Source organism: Virgibacillus salinus, assembly GCF_900102415.1.
Classification (GTDB): Bacteria; Bacillota; Bacilli; order Bacillales; family Amphibacillaceae; genus Lentibacillus; species Lentibacillus subterraneus.
Genome location: NZ_FNKD01000006.1, coordinates 16,214 through 34,144 on the forward strand (window position 1 = coordinate 16,214; position 17,931 = coordinate 34,144).

A 17,931-nucleotide genomic window follows, 5' to 3' on the forward strand; every position below is an offset into this window, starting at 1 on the left:
AATTTGGTACTAATGCTAAAATCCGTTTATATCAATTATCAATTCATATGTTATATATAGAACGAATAATAAAAAGTCTAGTAGTTACTTTTATACATCATTAGATAAATTATATTTTTTTAAAAGATATCTTTGTGAACTTTAAGTATTTCGTAGTCTAGGGCATTTCTACTATTTATTTTCAAACGAGGTAACCCTTTATTTTTCCTAGTTGTCTTAATTCCATTTGTTTCATGTAATTTTCCATAAAATCCAAATCTAAATTCCCTTCATCGTTAACAGGCAACATCAATTTATCATTTTTTAATCTATGTTCGTTAATTTCATAGTTGAAATGATATTTATCTTGCAATCTATTCAGCAGAGTAACAATAAATAAATAATGATGCTTATTATATTTATCATTATTCAGAGAATGCACGTGATCACTTGCCACATAGTTATAAGGATGATAAAAAGCATTACCAACACTTCCACTATTAGCAATTGTTATATCTTGAGCTGACGTTCTTACATTATTTTTATTACCGATAAAGCTATCAACACCGTTATTAAGTGCAGTTGAAGAAATATAGGGTGTATGCCCTGCAACTTGATTGGCTATTGTTAATCTTTTTCCTCGCTGAAGTTTAGGGAAAAGATCGTCTAAACTAAAAGGTAACCAGTCTCTATCTTCAAGTGTTAAGATATCAAGGTTTTGTAACTCTTCGGCTAACCTATTGTGTTTCTGCAGAATATATTCCGAAAGATATTCATGCGATTCTTTATACATTTTTCTACCAGTATTTTCCATATGTTCGAAATCAATTTCTCCAAGGTTATTAACTGGTAACATAATTCGAGTATTCTTTAATCTTTTTAGAGTCGCTCCATTTCCACCCCAATTAAACTTTTCCATTTGCTCTTTCAATAATGGTATTAAAAAACAAGCTATATTTTTTGTCATTTTTTTATGTTCTAAAATTTGAATGTTTTGACCAGTATAAAAATTTATTGATTGATAAAATACTGTCTGTGTATCTAAACCAATAGTAATTACATTTCCTTTATTGATTTGGTATTTTTCATCTTGATCTTTAGTAATAAACAAATCAATTCCATTATTTAATTCAGATCTTGTTACATAAGGGATCTTTCCGGGTTTTTGGTTAAGCTTATTTTTATCTATCTCACTAGTGCTAGATGTTATTGAAAAAACTCCGTTTTCCCCACCTATTTGAAAATCCTTCCAATCGACATCATTCATTCTTATCACCATAATCATTGAACAAATATTCTTTGTCTTGAAGTACCATCTGTATTTCAAAAGAAAGATAATCAGAAATATTTTTTTCAAATTCCTCTCTTGATGGAATTTCTTCATTAAAATAATAAAAGGAGTGTAACCATTCATCTCCAGAATCGATTCTTGTTTCCACACAAAATTTATTTTCGGCGTCAATACGGTCAAACCAAACATCTAAAAGATACTGCTTTTTATCTTTTGCTTGAGGCGTTTCTATTAAACCAATATGTTTCGCCACTTTATATCCATCATCCTTAAAGTTTATAAATTTACATTTTTTATTTTTATCATGGGGTACCCCACTAGTAAATACTGCTATACATGGATTGACACCAAAATTATAAAAAGTATCTTTATTAAGAATAATAACTCCTTCAAGCGTATGTTTTTTTAATATACTTCGTTTAATTTCTTTTTCCACATTCGTTTTCCCTGTCATAGAACTTTGAGGAACAATAACTGCCGCTCGCCCACCTTCTACAAGAGAGTCAAGTAGATGTTCAGTAAATGCTATTTCATATAAATCAGCGTTTTTAGATGACCCTTGACTATATGGTGGATTTAACATACCAACATTACAACCTTTAAGTTGGATTTCAGATGAATTTAATTTTAAGAAATCAGTGTTTTCAAGATTACTTTTTCCATCACCACGTAAAATCATATTTGTTGTAGAAATCGTAAACATATAGTTTTGAATTTCAATACCGTAAATTTGGTCTTTTTTTATACTTTTTCTTTTTACTACATCATCTTCAGCAGTCTGTTCTAACATATGATGCATTGCAGATACTAAAAAACCACCTGTGCCACACGCAGGATCAAACACCCTATCATCTGAAGATATCTCTAATAACTCACAAAATAAATCTGTAATATGTCGAGGTGTTAAAACAATTCCTAATGTTTGTCCATCTCCACCAGAATAACTCATAAATTCACCATAAAAGCGCCCTAAAATATCTTCAGAAGATTTCGAGTATACAATGTTAGTATATACACGATTATATAAAAATTCAGTATAATATTTTAATGGCGTTTTACCTAATGATTCATTCATTTCATTAATTTGAACAGTATTTTTTATGATATCAAATTGACTCATTATTTTGTCTTTCTTAACGGTTGGAGACACATTTGACCGTTGCAAATTATTTTCTATCGCTCTATATATTTTTTGACCATCAGTAACTGTCGTATCCCCTGTTAAAGAATCAATCGAGAAGCTACCATGTTCTGTTTCCCTCAGTGCTAATAAGATTCCTGAAACAATTAACGGTTTGTCTTTGTCTTGAATAGCTCCATAATTCCTCAAATCTTCATGTAATTCTTGAGCATCTTTCAATATCATAGTTAATTCTTTTTCTTTGTCTGTATCTTCTTCAAGCACTTCTTTTATATAATATTCTTGAATGTTTTCGTGACTAAAAGAAATAAATGTTTCAATCTCAGGAAGTTCTTTATGTCCTCCTCTCTCATCTATAAATATTGGGGAGATATAATGTCTTTTTTCGTCCCCTGACACTCCAATAGCAAATATTTTCTTGAAGTTTGTTTCTCGTGCTATATGCTTTGCGTAATATACTGCACCATTAACCGCATAATCTCTTATTGAAGGGGTTTCTCGAACAATTAAACCATTATCACTTCTATCAATATGTTTGCTGGTATTATATTTATTTTCTATAACGATAACAAAATCATGAACTACACCAACATATTCTGGTCTCCCTACATTTCCTGTTCTACTTTTTGAAGCAGTTTTTAGAGCCTCGTTAATTTCTTTAATATTACTTCCTTGTGGAGAAATTAATTTGCCTAGATTTGCTTCTTTTAATAAATCATATACCCATAGATCCGTACTTGCCTCATTCGTCATATAATTACCTCTTTTTTTATCTAATATAATAAAACAATAATATCATAATGTTTTAACTAAAATCATTTTAATTTTGGGAAACTGAAAGGATAAATATCAGAACATTTTTTCCTTCAAATTTTACTAGGAATATTTCTATCATTAATTTATACATGAAGTATTTTTTCGTAAGCCATCTCATACATAGATCTATAAAATAAATAATGACCATCTATGCTTTCAATAGTGAATTTTTCATTTTCTATAAGTGTAAAAACAATGTTTGATAATTCACTTGAAGTAATTACATTATGAAATAAATCATTATTTAAATATTTGTATCTGGATGTTGAATTTTCCTTGCTAAATATACTACTTTCAAAGTACTCCATAAATACTTTTTTATGACGTTCCCACATTTCATTAAATGCATGTACAAAAAGATAAAAGCCATCTTTACTTCTTACTAATATACCTCCGTGTTGGCCAATGTTTTTATTAAAAGAAGATAAATCCAGCTTAGAATAGTTTGATTTTGAGTTATTATTTAAAGCACCTCTTAACTTTCTACTAAGGAATTCTGCAAACCCTATATTTCCTACCAACAACTTAATTAACAAATTTGAAATAAAATTGATACTAGGACTAGACTCACCTGCTATGTTTTTGTAATTTTCAACGTTTTCACTACTTGTGAAGAATGGATATTCATTTTTAAACCACTCTAAAATTATATTTACTCCCTCTTTTTCTGCGGTTTCCTCTTCAAGTCCATGAATAGGTTTCAATATTCGCTCCTTCTCTTTATCATTTTCTTCCAGATAATTATTAAATGCAAAAAGAATTTCGCGACTATTTTTGGTTTCAAATATATTATCTATAAAAGGTATAATATATTCTTCTACTCCATTTTCTTTAATTTTTTCACTATTCATTATTATTGCTAATAAAACTAATTTAACACTTCTCTCTCTCTCTTCATAATCTCCAAATATCAATTCTTTCGGAATACATTCCATATCCTCTGAAAATATCTCTATTTGCTCAGCTGTTAGTAAATAAGGATTTTTATAAATATAATTCCTTCCATTCTCAATAGAAGATAGCCTATTTCTATCCAAATGAATATGATATTTCACCTGAAAGTAGGATATGAAATCAGTTTGGTTTAACTCTAATTGAATTCTGTGTTTTTTTATTCTATTTCCAATATTTTTGTATAAATACCTCTGGAAATTCAACAATATTTACACCCCATTTTATGTGGTAGAAATTTCTTTTATTTTCTACAAATATTATACCACCATAATCTTCTCTCCTGTTGGTAAGATTTATATAAGTTAAAAGAAAGGAGAAGTAATTTACCTGAAAACATTATTGGAGGTGAAGATATAGATAGGCATTGTTTGTTAAAAGTTTATTAATAAATAATAATTTAAAGAAAGAAGGAGTTAATTATGCCAATTGCAAATGCATGGGTTTTTACTGAAACCAATTTCAAATCAGATGAGTTTCTTACAAACACACACAACCTTTATCGATTAGTATCACAGCGACCGTATACAAGTAAGAAAGATCCTAATGAAAGTGGAGTAACATTAACATTATCTATCACTAAAGATGAAACAGAGTATGGAGTAGATAAAAAAAGTGGCCTGAAACGTGATAACAATGTTCTAAATACTTTTGATGTAACTGTGCTAAATAATAAAGCCTCTATCGACGTAAAAAAAGGTGAATACGTAAAACTTATAAATTTCGTTCCAGAAAAATCTTTTGTTATAGAGTTTGATTTAATTCTTAGATTTGAAGATGTTGAGAAAGTAAATGTCAATAAGAAATAGGACTATCAGTACAAGTAGAATTCAAAATGGCATCTTTGTATACACGGCACTTACCTTCCTTACAATATTTACAGTAATTATCTCAATTATTGATAATTTATTGAATATAGGGGTTACGAAATACAGTAACCCCTTTTTAATAACTATTATCTTTTCAATAATTACAGTTCAAATTCTTATTTGGATGATAAGGAATAAAGGTAATAGAGGGATAAGATATGCTTTTACCCACTATTCTACTGTACTGAATTTAAGAAAAACATTTCTAGATTCAACATACTATAACATCAGATTTCACCTTAATAAAAAAATAGCACAGTTACCAAAGATCAAAATAGATTTTGAAAAAGGTTTATCCATAGGTAAGTTGTCTATTGAAAATATTCATTTGGAAAAAGATCTTAGTTCTAGCAATATATCGATTGCTTTAAATAGATATGTTGTAGAGAGAAGCTATTTATCTAGAGATGAAAAATATTATATATTTGAAATTTATGATAGCAACATTAACCGTCAGCTTACTTTTGAAAGTTTAGATGAGTTTCAAGAGTATTCATTAAAAATAGAGGAACAGCATCTGTTCATAGACAAATTCACAAAAATACCGATGCATAGCTCGTTATTTGTTGGACAAACAGGGTCAGGTAAAACGTATGCTCTGTATTCCTTAATTCTTCAAATGCTGCTCCAGAAAGAATTATATAATCTCTACTTTGCCGATCCTAAAAGCTCGAGTTTATCTGTAATAGGTGAAAAGATAACTGCTCACAATTCAGCTTCTAATTTCAATGAAATTGTTAATTTATTAGAAGACTTCAATGATTTAATGAATCAATATAAATTCGAATTGAAAGAGAAACTAGGCACTAAGCTTGAAGCTACGTATGCAGATTTTGCAAACCCAGCACATGTTTTAATCTTTGATGAATTTGCCAGCTTTCATACAGAATTACAGACGAAGGATAAGAAGAAACGTGATGAAGTAATGTCTTTAATTTCACAAGTAGTTTTACAAGGAAGACAACTAGGCTTCTTTATCTGGTTTGTTATGCAGAAATCAGATTCAAACTTAATACCAACATATATACGTGAGAATCTCCCTGTAAAATTCGTAATTGGAAATGCCGAGACACAGACGAACAAAACAGCTTTTGGCACAGGAGTTGATACAAAAGAAAAGAATTTTCAATTAGGTGAGGGGCTTTTTGTCTGTCCTTTAATAGCAAATCAACCAAAACTTTGCCATTTCAGTTATTTAGATTTTAATATCTTAGAAGCAGTGGATAGTTTAAATTAAGTAAGCGGGGGTTATGTAATAACCCCCGCTCCTAAACAAATAAATAGCCCGCTCAATGCTTTTGTATCAATGTCTCTTGACTTGAAAGGAGTGATATTTTGTTAGATGTTCAGGTCGATGAATTTACATTGGTTTTACAGACTACAAAAAAACCTTATTCCATCGAAACATGGTCTGGTATGGCGCATGCTTTAATTAATGAGTTTACTAGATTATCAAATATTGAGTTAGTACTTGGAGAACTTGAGGATTCAACGGATTCACTACCTAGAGGTTATTCACATGGATTATCTTGCAAAGATAAACCGTACTATTTTTCAGTTGCTTATCATACTGATTTTATCCAAATGGGTGTTTGTATAAAGTTTTCTGCATATGCTTGGATGAAATACAGAGAACAATTCGAAAAATTATTTAATCAACCGGTACAAATACATCAATTAATATCTAATATAGATAACACTAATTTGTACACTTCAAGGCTTTCAAGAATTGATATTGCAATTGATTATATTGATGAAGATATTTCTGTTAATACAATTTATAATCAACTTTCTAAAAAGAACCAGATTGTTAAAACTGCATCTGGAAGAAACAATCTATCGAGTCTATCAGCATTAACCAAAAACAATGAAACATCCACCTTTTATCTAGGTACTAAAGGTAAAAATATAAAAGCATTATTGCGGGTTTACGATAAGAAGAAAGAGCAAACAGAAACGATGGGAAGTCGCTTTAAGGAGGCTCTCCAATATAGTAACTGGGTAAGATTCGAAGCAGTTTTTAAAGGTGAATATGCTCATAACATATCCGATGAATTAAAGAGCATAAAAAAAGATGTAGAACTAAAAAATTTGCTTGTATCTGCGTTAACTGATCGATATCAGTTTTATTATACAAAGTCTAATAGATTAACAACGTATAGTAAAAGTATGCTTAATTTACTGGATAAAAAAACCTTTATGTTTAGTTCCCCTTCACCTCGAATGAACTTATTAGAACAATCCCAGCAACATATTTTAAATGGATCTGGATTGTTTCCATATTTATTTAAAATTAGACATATTTGGGGAGAGAAAGGATTAAAAGAGTGTGTGGCATTTCTTAATGAGGAATTTAACAATTACGAACCAAACGATGATGTTATGTTGTGGCTAAAAAAGTATTCTGCAATGTATACACAGCAAGGGTATCCATTCAAATAACAATGAATTCATTTACAAGGAGATGATATTTTATGAATGCTATCACAAAACCAGAAAACCATCCCTATCTATTAACTCGTGAACAAGCATCAGACTTTTTAGGTATAGATCCAAAGTCTTTTGACAAATATATCCGACCACATAACGAGTTAGATAGGTTCATGATTGGTAGGCAGGAACGATACACAATGAAGTCTTTAATGCACTTTATAGAAAATTACTCTATTTAAATTACCAAAAGTTGATAAGGTGTTAGTTTAGGAATACAATTAAAACGTATTCAACTAGCATCTATCAATTTTTTTATGGAAGGAATTGATAGCATGGCTAGTATTGTAAAAAGAGGTAGGTCATATAGAGCACAGGTTTCTTTATACAAATATGGAGAACATAAAAAGCTTACTAAAACATTTGCAACTAAAAAAGAAGCCAAGCTTTGGACACTAGAGGTAGAGTTAGCGAAAGGAGAGGGTAAAGAACTCGCTCAGAGGTCAACAACATTTAGCGATTTCTTTGAGAATTGGATTTATCTTGTGAAAATAAATGATGTGAAAGAAACAACATTCCAAAATTACGTTCGTACTTTAGGAGTAATTCGAAACTTATTTCAAGATATCCAATTAAAAGACTTAAATGATATCGTTGTTCAAAAGAAAATTGATGAATATGCAAAAACACATTCTCGAAAAACAACTCATGAGGTACTTCTTAAAATCAAAACATCTCTACGTGATGCATATGCTCGTGGGTATATTGCAAATGATTTTGCTCGCTTAGTAAAAACACGTGGAGAAAACCCAACTAAGCGGAACAAAGCTTTATCTATTACTGATTTTAAAAAGCTTCGTAATCACGTCCTACAGCACCCAGAAGATGAGTTTAACGTACTTGTATTATTAGCACTAGAAACAGGTATGCGACGTGGAGAGTTATTAGCATTACGACCAGAGAACCTTTATGAATATGGAATAGAGGTTAGACATTCGATTAGTCCTACTTCTGATGACACTTCATTAAAGACACAAAATGCAAAACGTGACGTTTCTATAAACAAAGAAGTATTTGAGCTTATTCGTAAAATTCCCGTTAAAGAGAATGGTCATATCTTTAGTTTTGGAGGCTTTAAGCAATCTGAACTATTAGCCCAATTATTAACGGAATTGGATATTAACAAAACGACCTTTCACGGCTTAAGAGATACACACGCATCATTTTTATTTGCCCAAGATATAGATATTGGATATGTATCAAAACGATTAGGACACATAAATATACAAACAACACAAAATTATTATCTCGAATTAATGCCAGAAAAAAAGCACCAGCAAGATGCCGATGCTTTAAATCTGTTAAGTGCTTTGTAAGATTTAATATTGATTTGAACCAACTTGAACCAATAAAGGTTCGTAAACGTTGGTATATCAATAAGTCTATTAACGTTTTGAGAATTGTGGTGCACGTCGAGCGCCTTTAAGACCGTATTTCTTACGTTCTGTTTCACGTGCGTCACGTGTTAGGTATCCTTCGCGTTTTAGAGAACCGCGGTATTCAGGATCTGCTTTAAGAAGCGCACGAGCGACACCGTGGCGGATAGCACCAGCTTGGCCAGTAAATCCTCCACCATGCACGTTTACTAAAACATCATAAGTTCCTTGAGTTTCAGTAGTTGCAAGTGGTTGATTTAAAATTAATAGTTGCGTTTCATATGGAAAGTAGTCTTGTGCATCACGGTCATTTATAACTACACGGCCAGTTCCTGGAACTAGACGTACACGTGCAGTTGATCTTTTACGACGACCAGTGCCGTAGTATTGTACTTGTGCCAATTGATTAACCTCCTTTTAATTATCCACGAAGCTCGTAAACTTCTGGTTTTTGTGCTTGGTGATTGTGTTCAGAACCTCTGAATACGTGCAATTTCTTACCCATTTTACGGCCTAAAGGACCTTTTGGAAGCATACCTTTTATAGCAAGCTCTATCATTTGTTCAGGGTAATTTGTACGCATTTCATTTGCATTACGTTCTTTTATTCCACCTGGGTGGCCTGTATGACGATAGTACATTTTGTCATTTAATTTATTACCTGATAGTTCTATTTTTTCAGCGTTAATAACAATTACATTATCACCTGTATCAGCGTGTGGTGTGTAAGTTGGTTTATGCTTCCCGCGAAGAATAGCAGCAACCTCACTTGCCAAGCGGCCTAAACGTAGACCTTCAGCATCCACAACTAGCCATTTACGTTCAATGTTATTTTCATTCGCCATGAAAGTTGTGCGCATGATGGTTTCCCTCCATATTTCAATAATTCGTTTCAGTTGTTATTCCTATATTTTCAACACAATTAGATTCCGGGGCTAATCGCGGTTTTAGAAATAAAATGCCAATAATCATCATATACCATCACTAATGTGTTTGTCAAGCTTTAGAGGGATTTTTTAAAAGGAGCTCTTTTCGTGAATTTTATTGCTCTTTGTCTATTGTGACACAGGCAAAGGGGAACCGATAAATCTGCGGTGCGGATCCTCATTCCGTTAAATAGGGGAAAAACCATCCCAAATGGGATGAGATGAATCCTCGTTCCGTTAATTGCTCAAAAAACATGAAACTTGAAGGTGTAATGTACAAATAGCGGAAAGAGGATTACATAACGTGCTCCAATCATCCGATTTACAGGAAATAACGGAATGAGGATCCGCTAAATCTGCAAAACTGACTCCGGTTCCGCTAAATGTACTTAGGCAATATCGTCGGATGAGGACTTTGTGAAGAGTACTTGGTTCAACAAGGATAGTATATGATTGCATCAAAAAACCTCCGATCAAATTCTGACCGTTTTTTGCTTGTTAAGTTTACTGGTGAGGCTCTTCATACTTGACCCGCCATAAATATAATCCTTGTGCTGGCACAGTTTCTCCAAGCAATCTCCGGTCTTTTTTTTCCAATAAATCAGTAATATCAGATGGCTCGCGTCTTCCCTGTCCAATATCCAAAAGAGCCCCGATAATAATCCTTACCATATTGTATAAAAAACCGCTCCCACGAAAAATAAATTCGATCTTACTTCCCTCTTTGTGGCAAGATACTTCGTACATATGGCGTATCTTGCTACCTTTTATAGTCGCTTTTGCTGATGAAAATGTGGTGAAATCATGGGTTCCTTCAAAATAGCGGCATGCATATTGCATCGCTTGAATATCGAGAGGATACGGAAATTGATACATATAATTTTGCTTAAAAACATCTTTTTCCCGTTCATTCCAGACATAATACCGATACTCTTTCTCCGCAACATCATAGCGGGCATGAAACGATTCTGGAACTACCTCGACTTTATACACGTTTAAATCGACGGGGAGAAGGGTGTTAAGCGCCTGTTTCCAATTTTGAGGAGGCAGAGTGAATGGTGTTTCAAAATGAATTGTCTGCCCCTTCGCATGCACTCCTGTATCTGTGCGGCCAGAGGCATGCACCCGGATATGCTCCCCTTTATGAATCTTTGTTAATGCCTTTTCTAGTTCTCCTTGAACGGTACGTGTTCTTGGCTGGATTTGAAAGCCTGAAAAGTTCGTACCATCATAGCTAATAACACATTTGATTTTTTCCATGCTTCCTCCAACCCTTTCTTGCTTTCTAACTCCAGTTTCTCGTGAAAAATAGACTGGCAACTACAAATACGAATAATATATAAATAAATATATCGCGATTTTCGATTTTTAGCTCCCGCAGTTTCGTTCGGCCTTCGCCTCCCTGATACCCCCGAGCCTCCATGGCCATTGCAAGGTCTTCAGCACGCTTGAATGCACTAACGAATAGCGGAACCAATAAGGGAACAACTGCTTTCACTCGTTCTTTAAGCGGACCGGTCCGAAAATCCACACCTCGTGATGCTTGTGCTCTTGATATTTTCTCTGTTTCCTGCATGAGCGTCGGAATAAATCGTAGCGAAATAGACATCATAAGTGCAAGCTCATGGACAGGGAACTTCATTTTTTTCAGAGGATGTAGTATATTCTCGATTGCGTCTGTGATTTCAATCGGTGTTGTTGTTAAGGTCAAGAGTGATGTTACCAGAATAAGCAGGAAAAACCGCATTGAAATAGCAAAACCTTGAATAAGTGCACCAGAATAAATTTTAAAACCTAAGAATTCTATTAGTACTGATCCTTCTTTTGTAACGATTAGATGCAATAGGAAAGTAAACACAATTAGGAACCACACAGGCGTTAACCCTTTGATAATATAGTACATTGGAATTCGTGTCGTAAACATGCTCGCTAGCGCAAAAGCAGTTAGAACACCATAACTTAAAACAGAGTTTGCAAAGAATACGATGAACACGAAGAAGAAAATAATAATTATCTTTGTTCGTGGGTCCAACCGATGAATAACGGATTTTCCGGGAACGTATTGCCCAATAATTAATGAATTGCTCATGATGATTCAGCTCCCTCTAAAAATTGCTGAATTTCACTTGCAATTTCTTCAATTGATTGCCGTCTATACGGAATTCTTTTCCCGAACTTTTCCTCGAAAGCATTCAAAAATTGAACTATATCCGGGACTTCGAGTTGAACCTTTTCAAGGGCTTTTTTCTGTATGAATACTTCTTCTGGCTTCCCCTCCATATATTTAGTGCCATTATTTAATATAATTACATGATCAGCATATTTAACTGCGTCTTCCATGCTATGAGTTACAAGAATTGTAGTTAGGCCTTGTCTACTATGCATTTCATAGAACATGTTCATCATTTCTTTTTGCCCTCGTGGATCAAGTCCGGCAGTAGGCTCATCCAATACGAGAACCTCAGGTTTAATGGCAAGCACTCCCGCAATGGCTACCCTGCGCATTTGCCCACCACTTAATTCAAATGGTGACCGTTTCAATAATTCTTCAGGTATTCCTACATCAGGTGTTATCTCTCGAATCCGTTTTTGTATTTCATCTTTCGGAACATCAAAATTTTCTGGGCCGAATGCTATATCTTTTTCAACAGTTTCTTCAAATAATTGGTGTTCCGGATATTGAAATACAACGCCAACTCGACTGCGTAATTCTTTCATGTTTTTAACTTTTGCATCTTTTGTTAAATAAAAATCACCGATTGTAACATCACCAGAACTGGGACGAACCAAACCATTCAGATGCTGAATAAGTGTTGATTTACCAGAGCCAGTGTGACCAATTATCGCTACAAATGAACCCGACGGAATATCAAAAGATAAATCTTCAATTGCTTTATGTTCAAATGGTGTGCCCTGTTGGTAGATATAGTTTACGTTCTTGAATGTGATATCCATAAATCCTCCAGAAGTTCTCTTTGATTTAAGGGTTCATTTGTAATCGATACCCCAGCTTTTAATAACGCATCAGATAAAATTGCAATAAATGGAACATCTAAGCCAATTTTCCGCAGTTCAGCCCTTTTTGCAAATATTTCCCGTGGTGCAGCCTCATCCCAGATTTCACCTTCATTCATCACAATTACACGCTCAGCTCTTACTACTTCCTGAAGATCGTGGGTAATCGTGATCAATGAAAGTTGATGTTTCTCCTGGACACTAGTTATTGTTTCCATAATTTCGGTTCGACCTTTTGGATCTAGCATAGCTGTTGCTTCATCCAATATAAGAACTTGTGGGAAAATCGCTAAGACACTTGCAATTGCTACTCGCTGCTTTTGACCTCCCGAAAGTTTATGTGGCTCGATCATAAGGTAATCCAGCATACCGACAGCAGATAAAGTATCATCAATTCGTTTAACCATTTCAGCACGAGGTACCCCACGATTTTCCATACCAAATGCAACGTCATCCTGTACGGTTGTTCCAACAAATTGGTTATCGGGATTTTGGAAAACCATGCCAACATCTTTCCGGATTTCCCAGATTGACTCTTGTGTAACCTGCTGGCCGTTAATAAAAATTGCTCCCTCTTCCGGGAAAAGTAAACCATTCATTAACTTAGCAATAGTTGATTTACCTGAACCATTATGACCTATAATCGCTACTTCTTCGTTTTCATAGATTTCGAACGAACAATCTTTCAGCACCCAAGGCATTTCTTCAGTGTACCTGAATGACACGTTTCTAAATTCTATTAACTTACTTTTCATAGCAATAATTCCTCCTGCTCTGCTCAATGCCCTGGGTGTAGCGTGAGTTTATATTGGTCTTCCGGTTGATGTTTTGGGCTCTTCTGTTGATGTTCACCGCTCTTCTGTTGATGTTTCCATCTTTAAGCTACTGAAAAGTCATCTGAGCCTTTTGCATACAAAAAAAGGGCCGGGATTCACCTCATGGAAGAGATTCTGTCCTGCCCCTTAAGCGCACGAATTCATTAAACTAGTTCAATGATTGCCATTTTTGCTCCGTCACCTTGACGAGCACCTAGCTTAAGAACGCGTGTATATCCGCCTTGTCTGTCTTCGTAGCGTGCAGCGACGTCATCGAAGAGTTTTTGCATAACACTTTCGTTTTCGTTCGCTTCTTTATTATATAAGAAAGCTGCTGCTTGACGACGCGCGTGAAGATCACCGCGTTTTCCAAGTGTAATCATTTTCTCTACTGCTGATTTTAACTCTTTCGCTTTTGCTTCTGTTGTTTCAACCCGTTCGTGAATAATCAAATCAGATGCAAGGTTGCGAAGTAGTGCCATACGAGCGTCTGTTGTACGACCTAATTTTCTAGCCATGGACTATCCCTCCCTTATACTGCTACATAGATATTCATTACTTCTAGTAACGTTGATTATTGAACATCTGCGCAGGGCCACGTCCAGCTTCGACGCACAGGACGTGCAAGTGTCGATGAAGTCACAGGACGTGACGTTTTTATCGACCAGCGCCTAACGTCTAGTGAACCACCCGTGTTGCACGGGTTGCAGTTCATACGTCGTTGAACAGGCACTTCCGCTTTTGTTCTATTCTAAAGGTGTCTGTATCGATCAGTCATCATCACGTAAGCCTAAGCCTAAATCCTCTAGTTTCACTTTTACTTCTTCTAGTGATTTGCGACCTAAGTTACGCACCTTCATCATATCTTCTTCAGATTTATTTGAAAGCTCTTGAACTGTATTAATTCCAGCACGTTTCAAGCAATTATAGGATCTGACAGATAAATCGAGTTCTTCGATTGTCATTTCCATAACTTTTTCTTTTTGATCTTCTTCTTTTTCGACCATGATTTCTGCATTTTGTGCTTCATCTGTCAACCCTACGAAAATATTTAGATGCTCTGTGAAGACTTTTGCACCTAAAGAAACTGCTTCTTCAGGACGAATGCTTCCGTCTGTCCATACATCCATTGTTAATTTATCGTAGTTTGCAACTTGCCCCACACGGGTATTTTCGACTTGATATGTTACACGTGATACTGGTGTAAAGATTGAATCAACCGGAATTACGCCGATTGGTCGCTCATCATGATTGTTTGCATCAGCTGGACGATAGCCGCGGCCACGTTCTGCCGTAATCTTCATATGCAATTTACCTTTACCGTTAATTGTAGCAAGTGGTAAGTCAGGATTTAATACCTCTACATCACTATCATATGTCAGATCTGCAGCCGTAACTTTTCCTTCTCCCTGCACATCAATCTCTAAGGTTTTCTCTTCTTCAGAGTAAATCTTTAGAGCAAGCTTTTTCAAGTTCAAAATAATTGTTGTTACGTCCTCAACAACGCCTTCGATTGTTGAAAACTCATGATGCGCTCCATCCATCTGAACTGATGTAACAGCAGCACCCGGAAGTGAGGATAATAGGATACGACGCAAGGAGTTTCCTAGAGTGGCACCATATCCACGTTCAAGCGGTTCGACGACGAACTTTCCAAATTTAGCATCATCGCTGATCTCTACCGTTTCTATTATCGGTTTTTCAATTTCGATCATTCAATAAAACCCTCCTTTAAAACGTCGAAACCCCGGTTAGACTTTTCGTGTCTAACCGAAATTCCTCAAATAGGCAGTTGGCGTTTCTGCGCTATTAAAATTTCATTCGTACTCTCTTGTCTCTGTCATGTTGTATAGTAAAGTCTGTTCAAAAAGGAAATTTCCCTTAAGCTTTATACTTTTAGCTATCATAACCCATTATAGACAGGGTGACAAATTCTATACAGTACAATTATACACGACGACGTTTTGGTGGGCGGCAACCATTGTGAGGTACTGGGGTTACGTCACGGATAGCCGTAACTTCCAAACCTGCTGCCTGTAGTGAACGAATTGCTGCTTCACGTCCAGCACCAGGGCCTTTAACAGTTACTTCTAATGTTTTCATACCGTTATCAACTGCAGTTTTAGCTGCGGTTTCAGCAGCCATTTGTGCAGCAAATGGTGTAGATTTACGAGAGCCTTTAAATCCTAGTGCGCCGGATGAGCTCCAGCCAATAGAATTACCTTGGACATCCGTAATCGTAACTATTGTGTTGTTAAACGTAGAACGAATGTGTGCTACACCCGTATCAATATTTTTTTTCACACGACGCTTACGTGTATTTGTTTTACGTGCCATTGATTAGCTTACCTCCTTTACCTTACTTTTTCTTGTTTGCCATTGTACGACGTGGACCTTTACGAGTACGTGAATTGTTTTTCGTTTTTTGACCACGTACTGGCAATCCACGACGATGTCTGATTCCTCTATAAGAACCAATTTCGATTAGGCGTTTAATGTTGAGGGATAATTCACGACGAAGGTCACCTTCAACTGTAAATTCGTTAATTGCTTTACGAATATTACCTAATTCATCTTCTGTCAAATCGCGTACACGAGTATTTTCTGAAACGCCTGCTTCTTTAAGGACTTCCTGTGCAGTATTTTTTCCAACACCGTAAATATAGGTTAATGAAATAACTACACGTTTATCACGCGGAATATCTATACCTGCAATACGTGCCATAGCTCAATGCACCTCCTTGTTTATTAGCCTTGTTTTTGCTTGTGTTTAGGGTTTTCACAAATCACCATTACTTTGCCCTTACGCTTAATGACTTTGCATTTTTCACATATTGGCTTTACAGATGCTCTTACTTTCATCATCTTTACCTCCTTTTATATCGGAGCTCACTCGTCTATTTATAACGGTACGTAATTCGTCCTCTTGTTAAATCATACGGGGAAAGTTCTACCGTCACTTTATCACCAGGTAAAATGCGGATGAAATGCATACGAATTTTGCCAGATACATGAGCTAAAACCGTATGGCCATTTTCAAGTTCGACATTAAACTGTGCATTCGGCAATGTGTCAGTAACGGTACCTTCCACTTCAATTACATCGTCTTTCGCCATCGTGTTGATCTCCCTTCATTAAATCAGTCACAATTTCATTGACAAATTTATCTATGGCAAATCGTAATTTACCATTTGTGACACGACCAGTTTCTAGAAGGCTGTTTTGGACTTCCGGAGAAATATAATCCATAACTTCAATATGATGTAGATTCTTTTTCTTTGGTCGATCATATTTACGTTTTTCCCCATCTGCAAGCAAGACAAATCGATCATCTATCATTTTTAGTACTACAGCATATTGTCCTGCTTCTCGCCCTTGCTTTATACGAACAACTTGACCTATCCGCGGAATCGAATCAGCTTCGCTCAACAACGATCACCTTCACTTAGGCTTTTATTTTAATCCTGCCAATCATAGGCACACTACCAGTTGCTATTCTGTGTCACTGTTATATCAAGTAATACACGTTCTGCCGCATATTCTACGATTTACATTATAACTTTAACAAAAAAGAATTGCATCTATCCTGTGCTGGTTATACAGCCAAGATACTTACTTTTCTATTTTTGCTTGAATATCCTGAAAGACTTGATCAATTTCTTGATCACCATCAACGGTCACAAGATATCCTTTCTCTTGATAAAAATCCAATAACGGTTGCGTTTGTTTCATATTGACTTCCAAACGTTTTTTTACCGTGTCTGCTTGGTCATCTTCTCGTTGTATCAGTTCAGAGCCATCTTTATCACATATTCCCTCTTGTTTAGGAGGATTATATATGACATGATATGTTGCTCCACAATTCGGACAAATTCTACGACCCGTTAGACGCTCCACTAATTTTTCTTCTGGTACATCTACATGCAGGACATAGTCAATTGATTCCTTCAGATCAGCTAAAAGAGATTGCAATGCCTCAGCTTGTGCAATGGTCCTTGGAAAACCATCCAATAAAAAACCATTTTTACAATCATCTTTTCCTAAACGCTCTTTAACAATTCCTATTGTTACTTCATCCGGAACAAGTTCACCTTGGTCCATATATTCTTTAGCCTTTTTACCAAGGTCAGTTCCTTCTTTAATTGCTAATCGGAACATATCTCCTGTTGAAATATGAGGGATGTGATATTTTTCATTTATTTTTTCTGCCTGTGTGCCTTTACCAGCACCAGGTAGACCCATCAAGATTAAATTCAACAATTT

Annotated in this window: 22 protein-coding genes; 5 read left to right on the forward strand and 17 right to left on the reverse strand. The window is 35.1% G+C overall.

The genetic code is table 11. The features are described 5' to 3' along the window. Nucleotides 1–181: 181 nt before the first annotated feature. The 3 genes from BLS02_RS18285 to BLS02_RS18295 all read right to left on the reverse strand — a co-directional run bounded on the left by BLS02_RS18285 (nt 182) and on the right by BLS02_RS18295 (nt 4,387). Entirely contained in the window at nt 182–1,246 is a 1,065-nt protein-coding gene (locus BLS02_RS18285) for a restriction endonuclease subunit S (RefSeq protein WP_175559536.1), read from the reverse strand. Then, complete coding sequence (locus BLS02_RS18290; RefSeq protein WP_092494475.1) at nt 1,239–3,164, reverse strand: HsdM family class I SAM-dependent methyltransferase; 1,926 nt, start codon at nt 3,162–3,164, stop codon at nt 1,239–1,241. Before BLS02_RS18290 ends, BLS02_RS18285 begins: the two co-directional genes overlap by 8 nt. A gap of 146 nt (nt 3,165–3,310) precedes the next feature. Next, nucleotides 3,311–4,387: a hypothetical protein gene (locus tag BLS02_RS18295; RefSeq protein ID WP_092494476.1), complete on the reverse strand. Its 1,077-nt coding sequence runs from the start codon at nt 4,385–4,387 to the stop codon at nt 3,311–3,313. Between the two features lie 213 nt (nt 4,388–4,600). Between BLS02_RS18295 and BLS02_RS18300 the strand changes: the two genes are divergently transcribed. The 5 genes from BLS02_RS18300 (at nt 4,601) to BLS02_RS18320 (ending at nt 8,853) form a co-directional block, all read left to right on the forward strand. Next, on the forward strand, nt 4,601–4,987 hold the full coding sequence (locus BLS02_RS18300; RefSeq protein WP_092494477.1) for a hypothetical protein: 387 nt from the start codon (nt 4,601–4,603) through the stop codon (nt 4,985–4,987). Further along, the gene (locus tag BLS02_RS18305; RefSeq protein WP_217633993.1) at nt 4,971–6,284 is read left to right on the forward strand and encodes a hypothetical protein; all 1,314 of its coding nucleotides are present in this window, start codon (nt 4,971–4,973) and stop codon (nt 6,282–6,284) included. Before BLS02_RS18300 ends, BLS02_RS18305 begins: the two co-directional genes overlap by 17 nt. A 98-nt stretch (nt 6,285–6,382) precedes the next feature. After that, complete coding sequence (locus tag BLS02_RS18310; RefSeq protein ID WP_092494478.1) at nt 6,383–7,489, forward strand: replication initiation factor domain-containing protein; 1,107 nt, start codon at nt 6,383–6,385, stop codon at nt 7,487–7,489. Between the two features lie 32 nt (nt 7,490–7,521). Continuing rightward, nucleotides 7,522–7,719: a MerR family transcriptional regulator gene (locus tag BLS02_RS18315; RefSeq protein WP_092494479.1), complete on the forward strand. Its 198-nt coding sequence runs from the start codon at nt 7,522–7,524 to the stop codon at nt 7,717–7,719. A 93-nt stretch (nt 7,720–7,812) separates the two neighbouring features. Further along, the gene (locus BLS02_RS18320; RefSeq protein WP_092494480.1) at nt 7,813–8,853 is read left to right on the forward strand and encodes a tyrosine-type recombinase/integrase; all 1,041 of its coding nucleotides are present in this window, start codon (nt 7,813–7,815) and stop codon (nt 8,851–8,853) included. A gap of 69 nt (nt 8,854–8,922) precedes the next feature. On the opposite strand, the gene rpsI is transcribed toward BLS02_RS18320, so the two are convergent. From rpsI to BLS02_RS18390, 14 genes are all read right to left on the reverse strand, one after another. Continuing rightward, the gene (rpsI, locus tag BLS02_RS18325; protein WP_092494481.1) at nt 8,923–9,315 is read right to left on the reverse strand and encodes a 30S ribosomal protein S9; all 393 of its coding nucleotides are present in this window, start codon (nt 9,313–9,315) and stop codon (nt 8,923–8,925) included. A gap of 19 nt (nt 9,316–9,334) precedes the next feature. Further along, entirely contained in the window at nt 9,335–9,772 is a 438-nt protein-coding gene (rplM, locus tag BLS02_RS18330; protein ID WP_092494482.1) for a 50S ribosomal protein L13, read from the reverse strand. 570 nt (nt 9,773–10,342) lie between these two features. Continuing rightward, a complete protein-coding gene (gene truA / locus BLS02_RS18335) occupies nt 10,343–11,098 on the reverse strand; it encodes a tRNA pseudouridine(38-40) synthase TruA (RefSeq protein ID WP_092494483.1) in 756 nt (251 codons plus the stop codon). A gap of 25 nt (nt 11,099–11,123) precedes the next feature. Beyond that, a complete protein-coding gene (locus BLS02_RS18340) occupies nt 11,124–11,927 on the reverse strand; it encodes an energy-coupling factor transporter transmembrane component T family protein (protein ID WP_092494484.1) in 804 nt (267 codons plus the stop codon). Further along, the gene (locus BLS02_RS18345) at nt 11,924–12,793 is read right to left on the reverse strand and encodes an energy-coupling factor ABC transporter ATP-binding protein (protein WP_092494485.1); all 870 of its coding nucleotides are present in this window, start codon (nt 12,791–12,793) and stop codon (nt 11,924–11,926) included. Before BLS02_RS18345 ends, BLS02_RS18340 begins: the two co-directional genes overlap by 4 nt. Continuing rightward, nucleotides 12,769–13,608 (reverse strand): energy-coupling factor ABC transporter ATP-binding protein, encoded by an 840-nt coding sequence (locus tag BLS02_RS18350; protein ID WP_092494486.1) that lies wholly within the window; start codon nt 13,606–13,608, stop codon nt 12,769–12,771. Before BLS02_RS18350 ends, BLS02_RS18345 begins: the two co-directional genes overlap by 25 nt. Before the next feature lie 224 nt (nt 13,609–13,832). Beyond that, nucleotides 13,833–14,186, reverse strand: coding sequence for a 50S ribosomal protein L17 (gene rplQ / locus BLS02_RS18355; protein ID WP_092494487.1), 354 nt, complete (start codon nt 14,184–14,186; stop codon nt 13,833–13,835). 252 nt (nt 14,187–14,438) lie between these two features. Then, on the reverse strand, nt 14,439–15,383 hold the full coding sequence (locus BLS02_RS18360) for a DNA-directed RNA polymerase subunit alpha (RefSeq protein ID WP_092494488.1): 945 nt from the start codon (nt 15,381–15,383) through the stop codon (nt 14,439–14,441). A 232-nt stretch (nt 15,384–15,615) separates the two neighbouring features. Next, the gene (gene rpsK, locus BLS02_RS18365) at nt 15,616–16,005 is read right to left on the reverse strand and encodes a 30S ribosomal protein S11 (RefSeq protein ID WP_092494489.1); all 390 of its coding nucleotides are present in this window, start codon (nt 16,003–16,005) and stop codon (nt 15,616–15,618) included. Between the two features lie 22 nt (nt 16,006–16,027). After that, nucleotides 16,028–16,393 (reverse strand): 30S ribosomal protein S13, encoded by a 366-nt coding sequence (gene rpsM / locus BLS02_RS18370; protein WP_092494490.1) that lies wholly within the window; start codon nt 16,391–16,393, stop codon nt 16,028–16,030. Between the two features lie 23 nt (nt 16,394–16,416). Beyond that, nucleotides 16,417–16,530 (reverse strand): 50S ribosomal protein L36, encoded by a 114-nt coding sequence (gene rpmJ / locus BLS02_RS18375; RefSeq protein ID WP_010095733.1) that lies wholly within the window; start codon nt 16,528–16,530, stop codon nt 16,417–16,419. A 35-nt stretch (nt 16,531–16,565) separates the two neighbouring features. Then, nucleotides 16,566–16,784 (reverse strand): translation initiation factor IF-1, encoded by a 219-nt coding sequence (gene infA / locus BLS02_RS18380; RefSeq protein ID WP_092494491.1) that lies wholly within the window; start codon nt 16,782–16,784, stop codon nt 16,566–16,568. Continuing rightward, nucleotides 16,762–17,097 (reverse strand): KOW domain-containing RNA-binding protein, encoded by a 336-nt coding sequence (locus BLS02_RS18385; protein WP_092494492.1) that lies wholly within the window; start codon nt 17,095–17,097, stop codon nt 16,762–16,764. The genes infA and BLS02_RS18385 overlap by 23 nt, the downstream gene beginning before the upstream one ends. A gap of 183 nt (nt 17,098–17,280) precedes the next feature. Next, nucleotides 17,281–17,925, reverse strand: a complete 645-nt coding sequence (locus BLS02_RS18390) for an adenylate kinase (protein WP_092494493.1) — start codon at nt 17,923–17,925, stop codon at nt 17,281–17,283. Nucleotides 17,926–17,931 lie beyond the last annotated feature (6 nt).